Raw genomic sequence first — 21,494 nt, forward strand, 5'->3', positions numbered from 1 at the left:
AGCCCTGCTACTGCAATTACTTGCGACAATACACCCCAAAGTTATGCCATCACCAGTGATGTCAGCGGAACAACTTTTACCTGGAGCAGAGTAGCAGTTACAGGCATCAGCAACCCGACAACTAATCCCCAAACCGGAAATTCCATTGCAGAAACTTTGAAGAATACAACTAACCTCCCCATAAATGTAATTTACAGCATCATTCCATCTATAAATGGCTGTAGCGGGCCTGCTTTCACTTACACCGTAAAAGTGAATCCTACACCAAGAATTACGAGCATTTCAGAGAATGCGATCTGTAACAATACACCCCAAAATTATATCATCACCAGTAATGTAGCCAATGCTACCTTCGACTGGAGCAGGGCAGCTGTTTCCGGCATCAGCAATTCAGCAGTAAGCGACCAGACAGCAAGCACTATCACTGAGACATTGGTGAATACCACTTTGGCACCTATTTCGGTAGTATATAAAATCACCCCTTCAGCCTATGGATGTACTGGTGGGACTTTTACTTACACTTTAATTGTTCATCCCACTTCAAATATTACCAGTCCGGGTACAGCGACTATCTGTAATAGCACCGCTCAAAATTATCTGATTGCAAGCAATATTAGTGGTACAACTTATACCTGGAGCAGGGCCGCAGTTGCAGGCATAAGTAATGCTGCTGTAATTGCACAGAATGGAAATGCGATCACAGAATCTTTAGTCAATACAACTAACCTTCCAATTGTAGTACCATATGATATTACACCCTCTATAAATGGGTGTAACGGACCAATATTCAGGTATAACCTAACAGTGAATCCTACTTCCAGAGTAATCAATACTCCTTTAAATCAAACTGTATGCTCAACATCCGGTTCCACTGCGGTAATACTGCAGTCAAATGTGATTGGAACAACCTTCACCTGGACAGCTACAGCCTCATCCGGTGTTACTGGCTTCCTGGCCTCTGGTACAGGCGACATCCCGGCACAAACCTTATATAATTCTTTACCAGGTAGCGGAACGCTTACTTATACCGTTCGTCCTTCCTTTGCAGGTTGTAATGGGGTTTCAGTAAATTATGTCATCACTGTACTCAATCAGGTGCCCGTAACACCAGTTGTTACCAATAACAGTCCAATTTGTGTTGGAAACCCATTAACTCTGTCTGCACAGCAAGTTAATGGAGCTACCTATACCTGGACTGGTCCAAATGGTTTTACTTCTAACCTACAAAACCCGGTAATTAACAACGTCACACTCAACAATGAGGGAGTCTACTCAGTCAGAATAACGGTTGGACAATGTTCAGCTTCAGCAAATACTTCTGTAGTAGTGAATAGACCGGCAATTGTTACCGCTAATAATGATCAAATCGTATGCGCAAATAATGCTGTCATAGCAATTTCTGGTAATGTAAGTGGAGGAAGCAGTACAGGAATCTGGACTACAACCGGTAGTGGTATTTTTCCGTCCGGGGCCAACGCATTAAATGGAACCTATGTTCCATCAGCTGCAGACAAAACAGCCGGAGATGTGGTGCTGACGTTAACTGCTACCAATACCGCTTCATGCCTACCTGCAGCATCTTCCTTCCATCTCACTATTACACCAGCGCCTATAGTTTCGGCAGGTGGTGATAGGGTGATTTGCAGGTATGAACGTTTGGTTTTAACAGGTCAGTCGACAAGTCCCGCTGTTAAATGGACGAGTACAGGAACTGGCACCTTCCTACCCAACAATACTTCATTAAATGCGACCTATGTACCCAGTAATAATGATAAGGCAGCAGGAAGTGTAACTATAACTCTTAGTGCTACAGGAAATACGAATTGTGCTCCGGTAAATGATAAGATAAATGTAACGCTAACGCCTCCACCGATAGTCGATTTGGGACCGGATGTATATGTATTTCAAGGAGAAAGTAAAACACTAACCCCTCTGAATGTAACAGGTGATAATCTTCAATATTTATGGACACCGAATATTGGGTTGAATAACAATACACTGAAAACCCCATTATTTACAGGTATTAACGATACTAAATACAAGTTAACAGTCACCGGTACCACAGGATGTATTGCGGTTGATGAATTCTATGTGAAGGTATTAAAACCTATACAACGTCCGAATGCTTTTTCACCTAACGGAGATGGTATAAACGATACATGGTCCATGAAAGAAATAGACAATTATCGAGGCGCCATCATCCATATTTTTAATCGGTATGGGACAAAATTATTTGACGCAAATGCGAAGGATCTAATTTGGGATGGAACATATAAAGGAAGTCCTCTCCCAGTTGGCGTGTATTACTATATTTTAGATTTAAAAGAATACGGCAAGCCAATATCTGGAAACATTACCATTATAAGATAGTGTCAATCCCAGGATACGATCGTTACTATGGCTCCAGATCACCATTTTTAGACAACATTGTTATCTGCGCGATCACATTATTTAGGTCATCAGCAGCCGTTTCAAGATGTGATAACATTTCTGTTTTCTCCTCTTCAGAAAGGTCATCGCCCCGCATCAAAGACACAATTCCCATAATCCTTGCTAATGGTGCTCTTACCACATGCGATTGTATCCAGGATATTTCCCTGAATTGTTCACTTTGAAGCTTTCGTTCGGTCAAGTCCTTGGCCACACAGAAAAGCAGACCTTCTTCAGATCCGGGTGTTGCAGTCCATGCCAGGCACTTTATTTTACCCGACTTACTAACTACTCTATTTTCGAAATAGAACACTGGGCTACCCTGTTGCACTGCTTCCATTTGAGCAAGCGTGCTATCATAATCATCTTGATGAACAAAGGACATGTATGGCGTAGAAAGTACTTCTTCTTCAGTGTATTCCAGGAGTTTCAATGTGGCAGGATTTACCTTTTTGAAATAACCGTCGGTACCGGCCGTAACAATAACATCTGGTGCATAGTTAAAAATTTGCTCCAGTTCCTGCTCCAACTGTTTACGGCGAATTTCATCACCCAAAAGTGAACTGATGCTTGTAAGCAAAGATAAAAAGGATTCGCCATGTTCGTGGTCGTAATCCATTCCCACCATCAAAACTCCTATTGTCGATCCATTATGAACAAGTGGTACACCGTATGCAGATCGTATTCCGGATAGCTTAGCGGCTTCCCTTCTTAAAAAGTTATCACTTTCATCAATTTCCGACCAATAAACTGGGCCTCTGGCTTCCCATACCTTACCGGGAAGACCATGACCGAATGAAAAGCTCCGGATATGCTCACTATTTCTGTAAAATTCCAGTGCCACTTCTGCTGTAGCAAATTTTGCTGTAAGGTTTATTTTCAGCTGATCGGTTGAGACTAGCCAGATTTCTGCCAGTTTAAAATTCCCGAAGGAAACCAGTTTATACAATACCCCCGAAAGAATGGCCTGCATCAGATTTTCACTATGAAAAACCTTACTGATCTCTGAAAGCAATGATTCCCTGAGTTCATCCTGCTTCCTTCTGGTAACATCCCTCTGGATGGCGATCCAGTGGGTATGCTCACCTTTGTCATTTCTTACCGGGCTAACTGAAAAATCAACCCAATATGCTTGTCCGCTTTTTTTATAATGCAAAAGCACAGCCTCGCACGGTCTTTTGCTACGCATAAATTCCATGATCCTGTTGATTTCAACTTTGTCAGTTTTTGGACCATGCAAGATATTGGGTGTCATGCCGATCACCTCCTCTCTTGTATATCCGCTCAAGGTACAGAATGCTTTATTTGCATAAACGATCTCAGGAAATTTTCCTGGAACATCACTAACCGCTGTGATCACAACCGAATCTTCTGTATTGGTAATTACCGATTCCATAAGTTTTAACCTGTGTTCCTCCTCCTTGCGTTTACTAATGTCACGAACGAAGAGCGCAAAGCCATTTTCTGAAGGATAGATCCCGTTCTCCTGCCATAATTTTAAAGGAGCATAATAATCTTCCACAATGGCGTATTCGTTTGTTGCAATCACCTGCTGCATTCCCAGATAGGTGCCAGAGCCAACAGCTTCAGGAAAAACCTCCCATATGTTCTTGCCAATCAACGAATCTGCCTGGCGGTGAATCATTTTCTCCAGTTGCTTATTTACATAAATAAAACATTGATTTTTATCCAGGGCAATAAAACCATCACTAATACGCTCCAGGATACTGCTGATCTCAAGAGATTTTGAGTTGGAATCGTCCATCGCTTTTTTAAGATCAGTAATATCAAATACCAGTGAATAAAAGCCCTTTACTTGCCCATCCTGAATATCAGGTACATACTGCGTATGCGTATAGATCGTTGGTTTACCTGATTTTGCTAACTCTCTTTCAAAAGTTTGTGTTTTCCCCTCCAATACTTTGCTTATCCAAAGTTCGGCTTTTTGCAGCTTTTCATCCTGAATCAATTCTGACATATGGATACCATCCATTTCCTGTGCAGTTTTGTCAAACCAGCTACGGTAGGCAATATTGGCAAAGAGGCAATATCGCTCTGAAGACCAATAGGCCACCATGGCGGGAATGTTATCTGTGACGGCTTCGATAAACCGTTCCCGTTCCTCAACCCTGTTTTGTATAAGCTTACGTTCGGTAATGTCAGATCGAATAGCAACGTACTGATAAGGTTTACCGTTCTCATCGAGAAAAGGAACAATGGTTGTATCAACCCAATAGAAATGTCCATCACGTGCTTTATTTCTAATCTCACCTTTCCAGGTTTTACCAGCAGCAATTGTACGCCATAGTTGCTGTATAAAGGCCTTAGGGTGGTAATTGGAATTGATAATGCGATGATCCTGACCAATAAGTTCCGCTTCCGAATACCCGGATATCTTACAAAAGTTGGAATTCACATAGGTAATTTCACCTTTCTGATTAGTTATAGCCACAATTGAAGCTTCATCCAATGCGTATTTGTAGGCAGAAAGTTCCTTTAAAAGCGAATTATATTCGTTAGTATCATTGATTTTATGCAAGCTTATATGCTCAGAAACCGGATCGCTCATAGGGATTGTATTTGAAAGCAAAATGTTTTATTACAAAAATGCAATACACTAAATTTATGTAATTTAAAGTATAATTCAAAACCCTGTAAACTGCCCTGCTACGGTCTATCCAGATAGAAATATTTTATTCCCCAGGAAGCAAAGACAGTACTGCTTTTCCTACAGCACGAGCTGATTGCGGGTTTTGCCCAGTAATCAGTCTTTGATCCGTTACCACATGCTCCTGCCATGGAGCTGATTTTTCGTAAATACCGCCACGCTCAATCAGTTTATCTTCTAATAAAAACGGAACGACTTTGTTGAGCTTAACTGCAACTTCTTCTTCATTGGTGAAACCGTTCACTTTCTTACCCTCAAGAAGATATTTACCATTATTCAATCTGATGTTGACGATACCTGCCGGGCCATGGCAAACAGCCGCAACAATACCATTATTTTCGTATATTTTAGTAGCAATTGCCGAGATTTCGGCATTATCCGGAAGATCCCAGACAGCACCATGCCCACCGGCATAATAAATAGCCAGATAGTCCTCTGGTTTCACTTCAGCAGGCTTTTTACTATGATTGATTTTATCGTGGTAATGTTTATCTTCCCAAAATTCTTTATTTTCTGCATCCGTAAGATCGAAGCCATCTACCGGAGGCTTCCCCCCTTTTGGACTAACAAAATCAACTTCATAACCAGCATCTTTCAATACTTTCCAGGCATGGGTTACTTCGGCCAGGTAATAACCCGTAGGCTCACCCGTACTACCTTTTTTATCGTGGCTGGTAACCACAAACAAAATTTTCTTTTTCATAGCAATTTGATTTTTTATTACCGTCGCATTTTAAACTGTATAACACAATTATGTTTTAATTGTTGGACCCTGATTACACAATCTTCAACGCAATCTATTGCAATGGTAGCTGGGGTAAAAACCACCAGGTTTTTAAAAAACCTGGCGGTTGCCAATTATTACTCCCTAATCAATTTTTTCAATCTGCTTGTAAGATTTTAATACATTCATTACCCAGGTTTTACCCCATTCTTCAATTAGCGCTTCACTCCACAAAAAAGGAAAGAAAATTCTTTTCTGAAAGCGCGGTGGCAGGTATTTTTGCCAGTTGGTACCTCCGGTCGCAGCAATATCCACCGGATCCTTTTCAAGGTAGCGGACCGCCGACTTATAGTGCGACAATGGCCATTCTACGTTAACAAACAAATCCAGCTTACGCATTTCTTCTTCCAGAGCTGTCACATCCTGCCCTTCTTTAACCAGCTTTCTGTATAGTGCTGCAAAATTAGTATGGACATTATCCTTTGCCAATTGCAAAAACTTCGCAGCATATTTGGCAATGAACTGCTGCAGGGTAAGGGTTTGCTTTCCGGTCGATAATTCTGAAGCGCCATATTTCCAGTAGATGTATTCAAACTGCTGTTCAATTGTGGACTCCTTTAACTCTTCCCGTTTGCTTTTGTCCACCAACCGGATAAAGTCCGTAGCATAGATTTCGATCATACGGTACTGGCCCGATTGGAAGCCGCTTGCCGGAAGCAATGACATCCTGAATTTCAGGAACTGCGATTTATCCATGCCGTCTACCATAATATCAAAGGAAGATACCAAAGCCGTAAAATAGGCATTGATGCGCTTCAACCTTTCAACAAAGAAACTGGATGTTAATGCAGGATGCCTGGCGATTTGCTTACACTCATGCAAGGTCAGTTTAAAGTACAACTCGGTAATCTGATGGTACATGATGAATATCTCTTCATCAGGGAAATGTGTTTTAGGACTCTGAAGGCTGAGTAAGGTATCAAGGTGTATATAATCCCAATAGGTCAGATAATCTGCATAAAGCAGGCCATCCAGATAGGCATTTATGTCCTGGCCCATGGCTGAAAACTTCTGTTGAAGCTTAGAAAGGCGTTCGCTAACTTCTGGTGTGATTTCCATCTATTAATCTTTATTTGTATTCAAATTAATGCTATTACTTTTTGGCTTAAACCAATTCTTTACTGATTTTCATCAGATGTTCACCTGTAATGAATACATCTTCAAAACTGTTATATAACGGAACCGGACTTAAGCGGATCACATTCGGTTCACGCCAATCGCCCAGAATATTATTCAGCATCAGGGCATTGAAAACTTCTTTAGCATTGTGCTTTGCAACTATCGAAACCTGGGCACCACGGTCGGCTTCGGTAGCAGGTGTAATGATCTGGTATTGCACTTCGCCCAAACTCTTATTTACCTGGTCGATCACATAAAAAAGGTAAGCCGTCAGTTTTTTACTTTTCTCTCTCAAAGGCTCAATAAAACCTGCTTTTTCAAAAATACGCAGAGACGCATAGTACAACGACATTGGAATTACTTGTGTGCAGCTCACCTGCCAGCCATCTGCCCCAACTTCAGGTACAAAGCCTTTGGCCATTTTGAAACGCTCCTGCTCCTGATAGCCCCACCATCCCGCAAAGCGGTTCATAGCCTTGTCCTCAAAGTGTTTTTCATGTACGAAGATTGCACTGATCCCTCCTGGACCTGAGTTCTGGTATTTATAGGAACACCAGCAGGCGAAATCCACATCCCAGTTATGCAATTGTAACGGTACATTGCCGGCAGCATGGGCAAGATCGAAGCCCACAATAGCACCTGCGGTATGCCCAGCTTTAGTGATAGCGGGCATATCGTACCATTGGCCTGTAAAGTAATTGACACCGCCAAATAGTACCAGTGCAATTTCATCTCCCTGATCAGCTATGGCAGCAAGAATATCTGCTGTGCGCAGGGTATGCTCCCCTGCTTTTGGTGCTACTTCAATAATGGCCTCTTTAGGATCATAGCCATGGTATCGTACCTGGCTTTCGATGGCATATTGATCGGAAGGGAAAGCCCCTGCTTCCATGATGATCTTAAACCGCTTGCCTGATGGCCGGTAGAAGCTTACCATCAGCAAATGCAGGTTCACGGTAAGCGTGTTCATTGGGCTAACTTCCTGTGGATTGGCACCAACAATCGGCGCAATCAGTTCCTTTAGTCTCTTGTGGTAAAACATCCAGGGGCTTTTCCCCTCAAACCAGCCTTCTACAGCCAGATTATGCCAGTTGCTCAATTGCTCATCGATGTGATGTTTGGCCGTTTTGGGCTGCAAACCGAGTGAATTGCCGCATAAGTAAATGAAAGGTTTGCCATTTTGTTGTGGGAACAAAAATTCATTCCTAAGCTCGCGGAGTGGATCCTGCTGATCCATCTGCCGGGCAAATGCCAGATTATTTTCAAAAATCATTTTTAAAAAGATTAATCAAATGTTACTTACATCAAATGCTTATCTGCATAGATGTAATAGAATTAAACGTGAAGTGTTTTCGTATTGAAGTAAATACGGGAGGATTCAGGTGATGCCTGAATTAAGATGGTCTGCTGATGATATTTTTAAGAATATTTACCATTTGTATAATGCGTATGCTAAAGTAATATTAAAATATTGATTGGACAAATCCAACGATATAATGATGTACTATTGGCGTCCGATTAGTATATTCGTTTTAAGGACTTTCTTTTCCCTGATGATGTTCGATGCAGATATGTAGCAACAAAGTTGCATATAATCTAAACTAAGATTTGGTCAATTTAACCTAGATAATGCACCTTTGTTGCATTGCAAACTCAAATATAAAAAATGAAAAAACTTTTATTAGCCGCATCGCTCGTGTTTTCAGCCATTGTGCTGCAAGCACAGGATAACCCGTTATGGCTGCGTTATCCGACTATTTCTCCGGATGGGAAACAAATTGCCTTTGGCTACAAAGGCGACATCTACCTGATTAACAGTGCTGGTGGACAAGCCATTCCCTTAACATTAAACGAAGCACATGATATGATGCCCGTATGGAGCAAAGATGGTAAATCCATTGCTTTTGCAAGTAACCGATACGGCAATTTCGATGTGTTTTTAGTCGGCATAAACGGCGGCTCCCCTACCCGCCTTACGTTTAACAGCGCCAATGATTATCCATATGATTTTACGCCAGATAATAAGCATGTATTATTTGGAAGCGCCAGAAACGGGACCACAGAAAGTGCAAGATTTCATAGCCCACGTATTTTCCAGAATCTTTATAAAGTGAAAACCGAGGATGGTAAACCCGTACTTGTGAGTGCTGCAGGTATTGAAAACGCCAGCTACAACAGAGACGGAAGCCTGTTGGTATTTGAGGATAAAAAAGGATATGAAGACGGCTGGAGGAAGCATCATACATCATCGGTAACCCGGGACATCTGGATCATGGATGTAAAAGCAAACACCTATACCCAGGTATCCAGCTTTGAGGGAGAAGACCGTAACCCGGTTTTCAGTGCGGATGATAAAAGCATTTATTTCCTCAGCGAAAAAAATGGAAATCAAAACATTTTTCAGATCCCTTCCAGCGGGCAGAAAAACTATCAGCAGCTCACAACTTTTCAAAATAATCCGGTAAGACACCTTACCATAGCCAATGACAATACACTTTGTTTCTCTCAAAATGGTGAAATCTATACCTTAAAAAATGGGCAGAGCAAAAAACTAAACGTCAAGATATTGAATGATGGCCGGGACAACCTAAGCAGAACAGAACCTGTAATGGGTAATGTGAGTGAATTTGCATTGAGTCCGAATGGAAAAGAAATCGCGTTTATCAACCGCGGAGAAGTATTCGTAACCAGCGTAGAAAATGGTCAGACCAAACAAATTACCAAAACTCCACAACAGGAAAGAATGGTTACCTGGTCGCCCGATAGTAAGTCTATTTACTACTCCACTGAACGTGGAAAGAGTTGGGACATTTACAAAAGCACCATTGTACAAAAAGATGAGCCATACTTTTTTGCTGCAACAGTGATTAAGGATGAGCCTATTATCGAAGGTGTTTCGGAACAGTATCAACCGGAAATCTCTCCGGATGGGAAAGAAATCGCTTATATCGAAGACCGAAATATTCTGAAAGTTTACAATATCAAAGGTAAGAGCAGTCGCACCATTTTACCTAAAGGCCACAACCATTCATATAGTGATGGCGACTGGAGTTTCCAATGGAGTCCGGATGGCAAATATATCCTTACCGATGATCAAAAAGGATTTATGTCCCGCAGTAACCTGGCCATCTTTAAAGCTGATGGATCTGGAAATGCCATTTACCCGGTAAACAGTGGCTTCGGCGAATATTCAGGTCAATGGGCTTTGAACGGCAAAATGATTACCTGGGCAAGTTCCAAAGACGGCCGTAAATCACTGGCTATACAGGGCAACAGGGAAATGGATATTTTTGGCATTTTCTTAGACCAGGAGGCTTATGACCGCGCGGCCATGAGTAAAGCGGATTTCGACCTGTTAAAAGAAAGAGAAGATCGTGAACGTCTGACGCCAAAAGACACGGCAAATACTAAGGCGAAACCAGCTAAGCAAGATACCAGTAAAAAAGAATTTGTTCCTGATTTCAGCAACCTGGGAAACAGGAAAGTAAAGCTCACGATAAACAGTAGTTCATTGGGTGGCTATGCTTTAAATACCGACGCAAGCAAATTGTACTACTTATCGTCTTTTGAAAGTGGTTATGATTTATGGGTGACTGATACGCGCAGCAGGGAGACAAAAGTCCTGGCTAAACTTTCTGGCAGCCCAAGCGGAATTGAAATGAGCAAAGATGGAAAATCACTGTTTGTAAGCAATCGCGGCAGACTGGTAAAGGTGGAGAGTGAAAGTGGCAGGATTACGCCTATTGGCATTACTGGCGATATGGTGGTAGATGCCGCTGCCGAGAGGGAATATATATTTAACCACGCCTGGAGACAAGTAAAAGAAAAATTCTATGATCCTAAGTTGCATGGCGTAGACTGGGCAATGTACAGAGAAACTTACGCACGCTTTCTGCCTCATGTTAACAACAACTTCGATTTCCAGGAATTGTTAAGTGAGATTCTGGGCGAGCTCAATGCATCTCATACCGGCGGACGCTACACTCCAATGATCAGCAATGCAGATGAGACGGCAAAACTGGGATTGTTGTTTGATGAAACAAATCCGGGCGAAGGCTTAAAAGTTACCGAAGTAATTGCCGGTGGTCCTTTGGCAACAAAGAAAAGCAAAGTAAAAGCTGGCCATCTGCTCATGGCTATCGACAGTGAGTCTATTACAGCTGATGTAGATTGGGCGAAATATCTGAACAACAAAAAAGGTAAGAACACCCTGTTAAGCTTTTATGATCCAACCAGCAAAAACAAGTGGACAGAAACCATCAGACCTGTAGGAATGGCGGAAGAAAACACGCTGATGTACAAAAGGTGGATTGCCAAAATGGAGCAAATGGTAGATAAACTAAGCGGTGGAAAAGTTGGATACGTACATGTGGAAGGAATGAACGACGCCAGCTTCAGAGAAACTTTTGATGTAGTTCTGGGCAAGAATCTCGAAAAAGAGGCCCTGATTGTAGATACCCGCTTTAATAGCGGAGGATGGCTGCATGACGACCTGAACACTTTCTTATCCGGAAAAAAATACCTGGAATTTGCCCCTCAGGGCAACAGGTTAAAAGGTGGTGAACCTAACGTTAGATGGACCAAACCTAGTTGCGTAGTGATGAATGAAGCCAATTACAGTGATGCATTTATCTTCCCTTATATCTACAAACAAAACGGACTAGGCAAATTGATCGGTATGCCTGTTGCAGGTACCGGCACTGCTGTATGGTGGGAACGTCAGATAGACCCTACCCTTGTTTTTGGAATACCTATGATTGGTACGATTGGAAAAGAAAACCGTACAACAGAAAATCTGCAGGTTGAACCGGATATTCGGGTTCCTGTTAAGTACGAATCTTATTTAAGCGGATCGGATACACAAATAGAAGTGGCTGTTAAAGAAATGCTAAAAACAATTAAACAGTAACCAATTCCATATAGTCGCAACAGTGTTCAACTGGTAGAAGATTATAAACCCAATGTAAAAGCGCTGCTGCAAGATGCAGCAGCGCTTTTATTTTTAGTAAGTGATTTTTCAGGGTGCCAGCGTGAACCTATATAGTTTGGCTATAGCTTGTTGTTGCTGTAAACCATATTCCAGATAAGCATCACGTGTTTTGTAAAGTGATAAAATTTCATTGTAATACTGGATTACCGAAATCTCACCAAACTGCAAAGCCTTTTCTAACAAAGATTCAGATTTGAGCTGATCCAGTAAACTCCTATATTCCCCAAGCAAATAGGTAGCCTCTTCGTATTGCTGATAATAGACCCTGTTTTCCTGCATGTGTTCCAGACGGTGGTCTGTCATGCGGTTTTCAGCAACCAATCGCTCCAGTTTCTTTTGCTTAACCGTATTTTTCTTTTCCCAAAGTGGAATGCTCAAACCTACATGGATACCCTGGTATTTCTGACCAAGGAGAGATTGACTATGATAGCCTGCTTCAAAACCGGGCAAGGTCAAGGCTTTATTCAATGCCGTTTCTTTAGCCGCTATTGCCTGTTGGCTGGCATAAATTTTAAGCAATGGATCACCTGCCTCAATCAAACTATCCAGTATTTCAAAAGACGGTATTGAAGGATTTTCGGGATATACTTTTGTATCTACAGCTACTGAGCTTCCACCGGTATAGGCCACAAATTTTTGTTTCAACTGCTCCCGTTGCAGCTCATTACGCTTTAACTGGGTTTTGGTTTCAAGAAGCAGCAACTTAACTTTATTGAGATCAAGGACATTCCCATCCCCCGCACTCATTTTTTTCTGATAAGCCGCATGTAGTTTTTCAACTGCCTTTACACGTTCGGTATAGGTGAGATTAAGCTGATTGAGGTAAACCCATTGTAACCATTCTAATTTCACATTCAACAGCAATTCCTGTCCTTTTGCTTTTGCAATAAAATCGGCTTGCTTTATCTTCTCACCGGCAGCTTGTTTGCGATAAGTATAACTACTTGGAAAATCAAAACGCTGGATAATGGCAAAATCCTGCTGATTGCCTGCATCTTTTGGTGTACCGAAAAGTATTTCGTATTCTGCCGTTGGATTTCCTGGATTTAAACCCGTTCGGAATGCCATTTTGCTAGCATCAGATTCGGCCTGATGCACTTTTAGTGCTTTATTCTGCAGCCTTGTAAGATTTAATACAGAATCCAACGTTTGTGCTTTTGCATAGTTTAGCCCTAAGATCAAAAGCAGTATGTAGGTTAAAGTTCTCATCTTATGCTTGATTAAGGTTTGTAGATTTTCTTTTTTTCATCAGGCTATTGTACACGATGGGCACAATAAACAGATTTAATAGCGTTGAGCTTAACAAACCACCTAGTATAACATTAGCCATCGGGCTTTGAATCTCGTTCCCCGGTTGATCACTGGCTATTGCTAGCGGAATCAAAGCTAAACCTGCGGTAAGTGCGGTCATCAGGATCGGACTTAAACGATCTATTGATCCTTTGATCACAATATCCAGATCATAAAAGCCCTTTTCCTGCTGTAAATGTCTGTAATGAGAAACCAGTAAAATCCCATTTCTTGTCGCTATTCCAAACAGTGTGATAAAACCAATGATAACAGGAATACTAATGATACTCCCAGTTAGCCATACGCTGACTATACCACCAATAAGCGCCAATGGCAGATTGATGAGAATAATCATAGACAGCGCAGAATCTTTAAACTCATGATACAAGACAAGAAAAATCGCTAATAAAGCAAACACTGAAGTCAACACTAAAGTTCGGGAAGCTTCGGCTTCTGCCTCAAACTGTCCGCCATATTCAACCCTGTAGTTTTGCGGTAGCTTTATGCCTTTCATTTTAGCCTGTATCTCTTCAACAGCTGATAACTGGTCTCTTCCCGCAACATTGGCCGAAACCACTAATTTACGTTGAGCGTTCTCCCTGTTAATCGTATTTGGGCCTTTTGTAGATACGATTTCAGCTACACTTCCCAAGGCCACTCTTGAACCATCCCCCGCATCAATCAATAGGTTTTTCAAATCTTCTATCCTACTTCTCGCGGATTCCTCGTATCTGAGTACCAAATCAAAGCGTTTTCCTGCTTCGTAAACATCGCCCACTTTTTCACCGCCAATGGAAACTTCTACAAAGCGGCTAAAATCTTCCAGACTGATGCCTTTTGCCGCAAGCAGGTCTCTTTTTGGTTTGATCTGGATTTGAGGAATCTGGATTTGCTGTTCAACTGATATGTCCACCAATCCGGGAATATGCTCAATTGCGTTTTTAGTTTCATTACCTAACCGATATAGTTCTGCCAAATCCTGCCCGAATATTTTAATCGCAATATTTGCTCTCGTACCAGACAGCATGTGATCGATCCGGTGACCAATAGGCTGGCCTATAGTGATGTTTGCACCAGTAATGCCTGTCAGTTTCTGCCTTACATCAGCCATAAATTCCGACCTCGAGCGTTCTTCCAGAAAGAAAGGCACATCAATTTCAGAAGCGTTAACGCCTTGTGCGTGTTCATCCAGTTCGGCACGTCCGGTACGTCTGGTAGTTGTTTTTACTTCAGGAATACTGAGCATGGCACGTTCAACCTGCTGTCCGATCTTGTTGCTTTCTTCCAGAGATATACCGGGCATAGTAACTGCACTGATCACCAGTGAACCTTCATTAAATTCGGGAAGGAAGCTCCGGCCAAAACTGCTGAACAGGAATAATGCACCAATGAACAAGCCCACAACTCCGGCAACAAGCCATTTGCGGTACGTGATTGCTTTTTGCAAAGCACCAAGATAACCATGATTCAAATGCCTCACCAGCCAGCTTTCTTTTTTCTGCTTTAGCAGCGTTTTATCTGAAGTTAACAGGTAACTGCAAAGCACAGGTGTCAAGGTAATGGCAACGATCAGCGAAGCAAACAAAGCCACCACAAAGGCAATGCCCAGCGGTACCAGTAGCCTACCTTCCATTCCTGTTAAAAAGAACAACGGTGTAAAAGCAATGATGATGATGAAAGTAGCATGGATGATAGAAGAACGGATCTCTGTTGAGGCGTTATAAATCACCGTAAATTTGTTTTCCTGCTGTTCTGCCGGAAGATGTGCATTTTCCTTTAAACGTTTCAGTACATTCTCTACATCAATAATGGCGTCATCTACCAAATCACCGATGGCAATAGCCATACCGCCGAGACTCATGGTATTGATGGTTAAACCCATTATTTTGAGTACCACAATAGCCACCAGTAAGGAAATTGGAATTGCAATGAGGGAAATGGCTGTTGCCCGCCAATTCATCAGGAAGATAGAAAGAATGATCACTACGAAAATAGAACCTTCAATGAGTGTTTTTTCAATATTACCTATAGAGGCTTCAATAAAGCTGGCCTGACGGAATATTTTCGTGTTTACCACTACGTCCTGTGGTAAACTACTTTTTAATTCTTCAATGGTATGATCAATCTTTTCGGTTAGTTCCAGCGTGTTGGTATTGGGCTGTTTCATTACCGTCATGATCACCGAAGGCTGGGCATTTAACGAACCGTCACCCAATTTAACTGCTGCACCAATAGTAACAGTTGCCACATCAGCTATTTTAACTGCTTTGCCATTTATGGTTTTAATCAGCGTGTTGCCAATGTCTTCAGGCTTATTGGTACGCAAAATCCCTTTAACCAGATATTCATTGCCATATTGGTTGATCAGCCCCCCAGAAACATTCTGTCCGATAACATTTGTAGCCTTAAAAAGCTCGTTCATGGTGATGCCATAGGCTTTAAGCAATGCGGGTTTTGCTAAAATCTGGTATTGCTTATAATCGCCTCCAATCACTACCACCTGTGAAACACCACCTGTAGCTAACAACACCGGACGGATATTCCAGTCGGCAATGGTCCTTAAGTCCATCAGGTTAGTTTGTTTAGCAGTTATACTAATGAGCATGATCTCACCCATGATCGAAGTATTGGGTGCAAGTACAGGAAGGCTAACTCCCTGTGGGAACTTCCCAGATAAAGTCGCTAACTTCTCTGCAACGATCTGTCTTGCACGATAAATATCCGTACCCCAGTCAAATTCTACCCAAACAATAGAAATCCCTGCTGAAGCGGAAGACCTGACCCTACGCACATCTGTGGAGCCATTGACAGTGGATTCAATTGGAAAACTGACCAGCTGTTCCACCTCTTCCGGTGCCAATCCATGAGCTTCGGTAATAATCGCTACCGTTGGTGCGGTAAGGTCTGGAAATACGTCAACTTCCATTTTTACAGCCGTATAACTCCCTCCCATCAGCAGCAGTACCGATGCAAGAAGAACCACAAGGCGGTTCCTCAGTGCAAATTTTATAATATGATTTAGCATGATCTTCGGGGGTTAATGTTCGTGACCATGTGCCGGAGCAGAACCCTGACCTGCGACAAGTTTTAAATAATAGGCACCTTTGGTAACCACAATATCACCACCCTGCAACCCTCCGGTAACCTGTACCATTTTGCCATTGCTTTGCCCCAATTGTATGCCCCGTCTTTCAAAATGCTCACCATCCTTTTGTACGTAGACAAAGTAATTGCCCTGATCCTCCATAACGGCAGTTTCAGGTATTTGTAATACATTACTGCCTGAACTGGTTAAAAGATAGGCTTCAACCGGGATACCCGATAGAAATTCAGGGCGGTTGTCCAAAGAAAAAATAACAGGGATCAATCCCGACGCGGATACCGAACGTCCATAAGAAAGCAGTTTTCCATTGAGGTTTCCCAGTTCATAAAGTTGGTCGTTGATCTTGAAATTGGCAGATTTCACCTGGCTTAACTGCCCTGCATAGGAGGCGGGAACATCAGCCGTAAGCTGAATCTTTTTACCGGCTGATACTGTAGCCAACTGTTGACCTTGCTGCACATAATCTCCCTCTTTAACCAGCAGATCAGTTAAAAAGCCTGATGTCTGAGATTTAAGAGCAACCCCGTTTCCTGAAAAATTACGGGACAGCTTTTGATAATTCAATTGTTGCTGCTGATAATTGTTGAGTGCATTTTGGTAATCCCTTTCAGAAATGATCTGATCAGGACGCAAGGTTTTGGCACGTTCGTAATCGGCTTTTGCTTTGGCAAGGTTCAGTTTTGCTTCCTGTACTGCGGTATTCAGGTTGTCACCTGTTAGGCTTGCTCCGGAGATAGAAAATAAGGCTTGTCCTGAACTAACTTTACTTCCGGTAGTTAACGGGGCACGAAATTTCAAAACTCCGGCGGCCGTCGCCACAATACTTTCCTGATCACCTACTGCGGCTGTTATCGTTGCCGGAGCTTTAATTACACCAGCGAAACTATCTGTAGCAATTTTGGTTACCCCAAAATCAAGTTTCCAGCTCTGCTCTTTTAAAAAAGTGATCTCACTTGCCGAAGCAACCGGAGATTGATGTTGTTTTTTAAATTCGTCATAACTGGCGAAGACTGTAGCCGGAACTTTAAACTGATGTATATTTCCATTCAGATTGATGTCAAATATTAGCTGCCCTTTACCTAGTATTTTGGGATTAAGGACAATTTTATAAATACCTGGTACAGTTGCGGAATTCAATACTTTCCTGATCCCTGTACGACCAATCACAAGGCTGGTGGTCACCTTCGCACTTTTAATGGGCTTGTAGTCCTCCAGAGTGGTTAGGTGAATGGCAAATTTGGAAGCCGCATCCTTAATGAATGGATCATACTCTGCAAAAATCTCTACCTGATTGTCCAGATCTGTCAAGCTAAGTTTAATATTTTCTGCTTCGTGGACGGCGTGTTGAGCTTTTTGTTGGCAGGCCGTAAACAGTACCGTAGTTATTATTAATAAATATATTCTTTTCATTTTATGGCCTTTTGGGGGTTTAACAGTTACAGGCGCTTTTACCTGTAACTGTCAGGGTGTTAATCAGTTTTTACTGAATCTACTTTGAACTCTTCTTGCTTAGTTGTGTCTACAGCAGCTTCATGATCAACATGGGTTGATCCGTCTTCGTGCTGGTGGGTACCTTCAGCTTTTTTTTCGTTGCTGCATGATACAGCAAATAATCCAATGGCAACAGCCATTGCAAGCATGGTTTTCTTCATGATTGTAAATTGTGGTTAAATAAAAAAAATGGATATAGTTAGGCCATTGCGGGCGGGCCGCGCCTGCTTTTGAAAAGAATGACGTGTTTTGTGGGGTATTCCTCTGGCGGGGAATAAACCGGGAGTATAAGGTTATACTCCAATAATGAAAAGTCTTGTATGCCACTAAATCCCGGAAGGATAATAGATATAGTTTTACAGAAATCAGCTTTTAACTGATTACCTGATTGCATTGGGGTATCCGTTTTACCGTGATTGATGAAGGAAAGGATTTCATCCAGCCAATCGACTTGTTTGTCTTGCTTAGATGAACCGGCATTATCATGATGATGGTGATGCTTGTCTCCAGGTCCATGTGAATGCGTTGCAACAACTTCTTTTTCATGATGATGGTGAGGAAATAACTGATGCGCAAGGTGCAATGAAAATGCACCAATCAGCAAGAACAACAGAAATTGTTTTTTCAGCATCATAGTACAATATTACTAATTAAATAATGGAGATCATATAAAACCCAATAGATTCATACGGCCTTATTATCCAATCATCGACTTCATGTCAGGCATCCCGTGGATTAAACTTGGATGTCTCTGCTAGCCTAATAATAAAAAAATTAGCGCGATAAACGCAGATGATAAGTCTCGATTTCTTTTAAAGCTTCCAGAATACCGGTACGTTGACGTTGCAATAAAACAATGTGATCTGCATGGGAGGCATAATCTTCCAGCACTTTATCATATTTCTCAATTGCAGCTTTCTCCGCCGTTTCAATAGCTCCTAAAATAGCAGGATCCTCTTTACTACTTAGGGCTTGTTTGATGTCAATCCAGGTACGATGTAAAGCGCCTAAAATTCCACCTTCTTCATTGTCATAATCTCCACCATGTTGGGCTATATGGGCTTTAAGTTCCATCGCATAGTCTGCACGCTGAATGCTGTACTTGAGAAAAAGATCTTTCAACTCGCCGCTATCAGTAGCTTCACAAGCAGAGGTATAACCTTCTTTTCCATCATTTACAATATCGACCAGCCCTTTCAGGTCGCTGATGATTTCTTGATTTGTTTCCATAGATGTATAATTTTTAATCCTCGTTTATGCTTTGAAAAGCAATAAGGGAACGTGGGTATGATAAGCCATTTTTTTAGTCACACTCCGGTGAAACAGCCCCTCAAAAAAACCGTATTCCTGTGGAGATAAATCTAATAACAACTGAAGTCCCGAAATGGTTTTTCTGATGAGCTTCATAAAGCGCGTAAAAGACTCAGGGCAATCCGCATGGAAGGCGTTTTGGGGAAACAAAACAATTCATACTAAAATATAAATTAACAGATCATGTGGGCACAAATTATAAATACCTTACTTGTTTAGCGTTTATCCAAATACTTCCTTAGCCTTCTGAATCGCCTTGCTAAGGTCGATACCTTTACCCAATACACCATTAAAAAGATCACCGGTTTCCTTCAGGCGATCCATGGTATTAAAAATCGTAAAGTCTTTCATTGTCATTCCAGGCTTTACTTCCTCCCAATCCAACGGCATAGATACTGTAGCTCCGGGTTTTGGCCGCAGAGAATATGGACCGGCAATCGTAGCACCTGGCCGGTTCTGCAGAAAATCCAGGTACATCTTTCCCTCACGGTTAGCCACCATTCTTTCCACGCTGGTGAATTCAGGCACCTGATGATGAACAAGATTCACAATAATTTTGGCAAACATTTGCGACTGGTCATAAGTATATTTAGCCCCCAATGGGATGTAAATATGCATGCCCGTCGAGCCAGAAGTCTTAGCATAACAAGGCACTTCCATCTGAACCAATATCTCCTTTACCATCTGGGCAACCTCGATCACCTCATCAAAGGTATTCTTATCCGGGTCCAGATCAATAACACAATAATCTGGATTATCAGGCGAATGACTTCTGGAAAACCAGGGATTCATTTCAATACAACCTAGTGAAGCCATCCATAACAAAGCAGCTTCATCATTTCCCAGAAGATACTCCTTAGCTTCACCATCACTGGTGGTATAGGGAAATGTCTCTGCCCAGTCCGGTGCTTTCCCTTTTACGTCCTTCTGATAAAAACTCTTAGCATGGATCCCGCCCGGAAAACGATTCAGCGACATCGGCCTATCCTTCAGGTAAGGCAGGATAAAATCTGCTACCTGGTAATAATAATTCAACATATCGCGTTTGCTCACCTTATCTTCCGGCCAATACAGCTTACTCAAATGAGTAAACTTCAGCTCATGACCTTTTACTTTACGCACCTGCGTCTCGTCTTTCGGGTTCAACAAAGTTTTACGTCCGGTAGATATGGGTGGTCTGACTGCCGAGCCAGGCAGTTCGGCCTGAATAACTGCTTTTGTTTCAATTGCGACTTCCCTCACCACCTCTTTAGCTTTCTTATCCACCCGCATACCCTGGAAAGAAGGATGACGAAATACCCCATCACTGGTTACCTCTGTAAAAGCCACTTCACAAACCAGTTCCGGCTTAAGCCATGTTGCCTTCGCCTTTGGCGGATCAGGACGAAAGCGAGAAGGTTTATTCACATCAGGAATTGCTAAAAAAGGGCTCTTATCCGTGATCAATGGCTTAAACTGCGCCATCATTTCTTTCTGATCCTTATCGTTGAAACCAGTACCCACTTTGCCTACATATTGCAATTGATCATCCTGATAGATTCCCAACAGTAAAGAACTGAATTGTTTGGAGGTGCCTTCATTTTTAGTAAACCCGGCAATCACTACCTCCTGTCGTAGCTTCACCTTGATCTTCAGCCATTCTGAGGAACGGTTATTTTTAACATACAGACTATCCTCCTTTTTAGCAATAATGCCCTCCAGCCCCATTTTTATTGCAGCATCAAAAAATTCTGTACCCTTGGCTTTAAATACTTTGCTCAAACGGATCCTGTCATCACCCTGAGGCAGCACCTGGGATAAGATCGCCTGTCTTTCATTCAATGGGAGCCCTGTTAAATCCTTACCCTCGTACCAGATCAGGTCAAATACGTAATACACCAGCTCACCATCCGCCTCACTCCTCCAGTTTTGCAAGTTTCCAAAATTAGAAATACCTTTTTCATTGATCACCAGTATCTCACCGTCTACAACAATATCCATTTTCCAGCCTTGCATCAACTTGAAAATGGGATAAAATTTTTCATTGAACTGTTTATTGTTTCTGGACAATAGTTGAACATCTCCATTTTTCAAACAGAAGCCCAAAGCGCGGTAACCATCCCATTTCACTTCATATATCCATTCAGGATCATCAAAAGGTTCATCAACTAATGTGGCAAGCATGGGTTGCATGCCAATGGGGATTTTTGCTTTTTTCCCTTTTTTTAACAGGGTATTCACATCAGCAGTAATTTCCGTAATCTGACCGGCTATAGCGTCTTCATCAAAGTTAGCTTCCACAACTTGTTCCGCAGATGTTTTTTTTCCT

General features: G+C 42.0%; 14 protein-coding genes. 2 read left to right on the forward strand and 12 right to left on the reverse strand.

All coding sequences use genetic code 11. The features are described 5' to 3' along the window. Positions 1 to 2,370 (forward strand): PKD-like domain-containing protein (locus B9A18_RS23420; RefSeq protein WP_144009601.1); only part of this gene is annotated, 2,370 nt, incomplete at its 5' end. Between the two features lie 25 nt (positions 2,371 to 2,395). Here the strand turns inward: B9A18_RS23420 and B9A18_RS23425 are convergent. The 4 genes from B9A18_RS23425 to kynU all read right to left on the reverse strand — a co-directional run bounded on the left by B9A18_RS23425 (position 2,396) and on the right by kynU (position 8,274). Beyond that, the gene (locus B9A18_RS23425) at positions 2,396 to 4,999 is read right to left on the reverse strand and encodes a PAS domain S-box protein (protein ID WP_084292117.1); all 2,604 of its coding nucleotides are present in this window, start codon (positions 4,997 to 4,999) and stop codon (positions 2,396 to 2,398) included. Positions 5,000 to 5,123: 124 nt separating this feature from the next. Continuing rightward, positions 5,124 to 5,801 carry a type 1 glutamine amidotransferase domain-containing protein gene (locus B9A18_RS23430; protein WP_084292119.1) on the reverse strand — a complete coding sequence of 226 codons (678 nt, stop codon included), beginning with the start codon at positions 5,799 to 5,801 and terminating at the stop codon, positions 5,124 to 5,126. A 165-nt stretch (positions 5,802 to 5,966) separates the two neighbouring features. Continuing rightward, positions 5,967 to 6,941, reverse strand: coding sequence for a tryptophan 2,3-dioxygenase family protein (locus tag B9A18_RS23435; protein ID WP_084292121.1), 975 nt, complete (start codon positions 6,939 to 6,941; stop codon positions 5,967 to 5,969). A gap of 46 nt (positions 6,942 to 6,987) precedes the next feature. Continuing rightward, entirely contained in the window at positions 6,988 to 8,274 is a 1,287-nt protein-coding gene (gene kynU, locus B9A18_RS23440) for a kynureninase (RefSeq protein ID WP_084292123.1), read from the reverse strand. Between the two features lie 393 nt (positions 8,275 to 8,667). On the opposite strand from kynU, the gene B9A18_RS23445 reads away from it, so the two are divergent. Continuing rightward, positions 8,668 to 11,910 (forward strand): S41 family peptidase, encoded by a 3,243-nt coding sequence (locus B9A18_RS23445; protein WP_084292125.1) that lies wholly within the window; start codon positions 8,668 to 8,670, stop codon positions 11,908 to 11,910. Between the two features lie 108 nt (positions 11,911 to 12,018). Here B9A18_RS23445 and B9A18_RS23450 read toward each other — a convergent pair whose 3' ends face one another. From B9A18_RS23450 to ligD, 8 genes are all read right to left on the reverse strand, one after another. Further along, positions 12,019 to 13,200, reverse strand: coding sequence for a TolC family protein (locus B9A18_RS23450; RefSeq protein WP_084292127.1), 1,182 nt, complete (start codon positions 13,198 to 13,200; stop codon positions 12,019 to 12,021). A gap of 1 nt (position 13,201) precedes the next feature. Then, complete coding sequence (locus B9A18_RS23455; protein ID WP_084292129.1) at positions 13,202 to 16,306, reverse strand: efflux RND transporter permease subunit; 3,105 nt, start codon at positions 16,304 to 16,306, stop codon at positions 13,202 to 13,204. A gap of 12 nt (positions 16,307 to 16,318) precedes the next feature. Next, entirely contained in the window at positions 16,319 to 17,794 is a 1,476-nt protein-coding gene (locus B9A18_RS23460) for an efflux RND transporter periplasmic adaptor subunit (RefSeq protein ID WP_084292130.1), read from the reverse strand. A 59-nt stretch (positions 17,795 to 17,853) separates the two neighbouring features. Continuing rightward, complete coding sequence (locus B9A18_RS23465; RefSeq protein WP_084292131.1) at positions 17,854 to 18,036, reverse strand: hypothetical protein; 183 nt, start codon at positions 18,034 to 18,036, stop codon at positions 17,854 to 17,856. Between the two features lie 38 nt (positions 18,037 to 18,074). Then, positions 18,075 to 18,509: a hypothetical protein gene (locus B9A18_RS23470; RefSeq protein ID WP_084292132.1), complete on the reverse strand. Its 435-nt coding sequence runs from the start codon at positions 18,507 to 18,509 to the stop codon at positions 18,075 to 18,077. A gap of 140 nt (positions 18,510 to 18,649) precedes the next feature. Further along, entirely contained in the window at positions 18,650 to 19,105 is a 456-nt protein-coding gene (locus B9A18_RS23475) for a ferritin-like domain-containing protein (protein WP_084292134.1), read from the reverse strand. A gap of 24 nt (positions 19,106 to 19,129) precedes the next feature. Further along, entirely contained in the window at positions 19,130 to 19,282 is a 153-nt protein-coding gene (locus tag B9A18_RS25240) for a hypothetical protein (protein WP_159452737.1), read from the reverse strand. Positions 19,283 to 19,408: 126 nt separating this feature from the next. Then, on the reverse strand, positions 19,409 to 21,466 hold the full coding sequence (gene ligD, locus B9A18_RS23480; RefSeq protein ID WP_394335634.1) for a DNA ligase D: 2,058 nt from the start codon (positions 21,464 to 21,466) through the stop codon (positions 19,409 to 19,411). Positions 21,467 to 21,494: the final 28 nt, after the last annotated feature.

The organism is Pedobacter nyackensis, assembly GCF_900176505.1.
In the GTDB taxonomy this organism is placed as follows: domain Bacteria; phylum Bacteroidota; class Bacteroidia; order Sphingobacteriales; family Sphingobacteriaceae; genus Pedobacter; species Pedobacter nyackensis.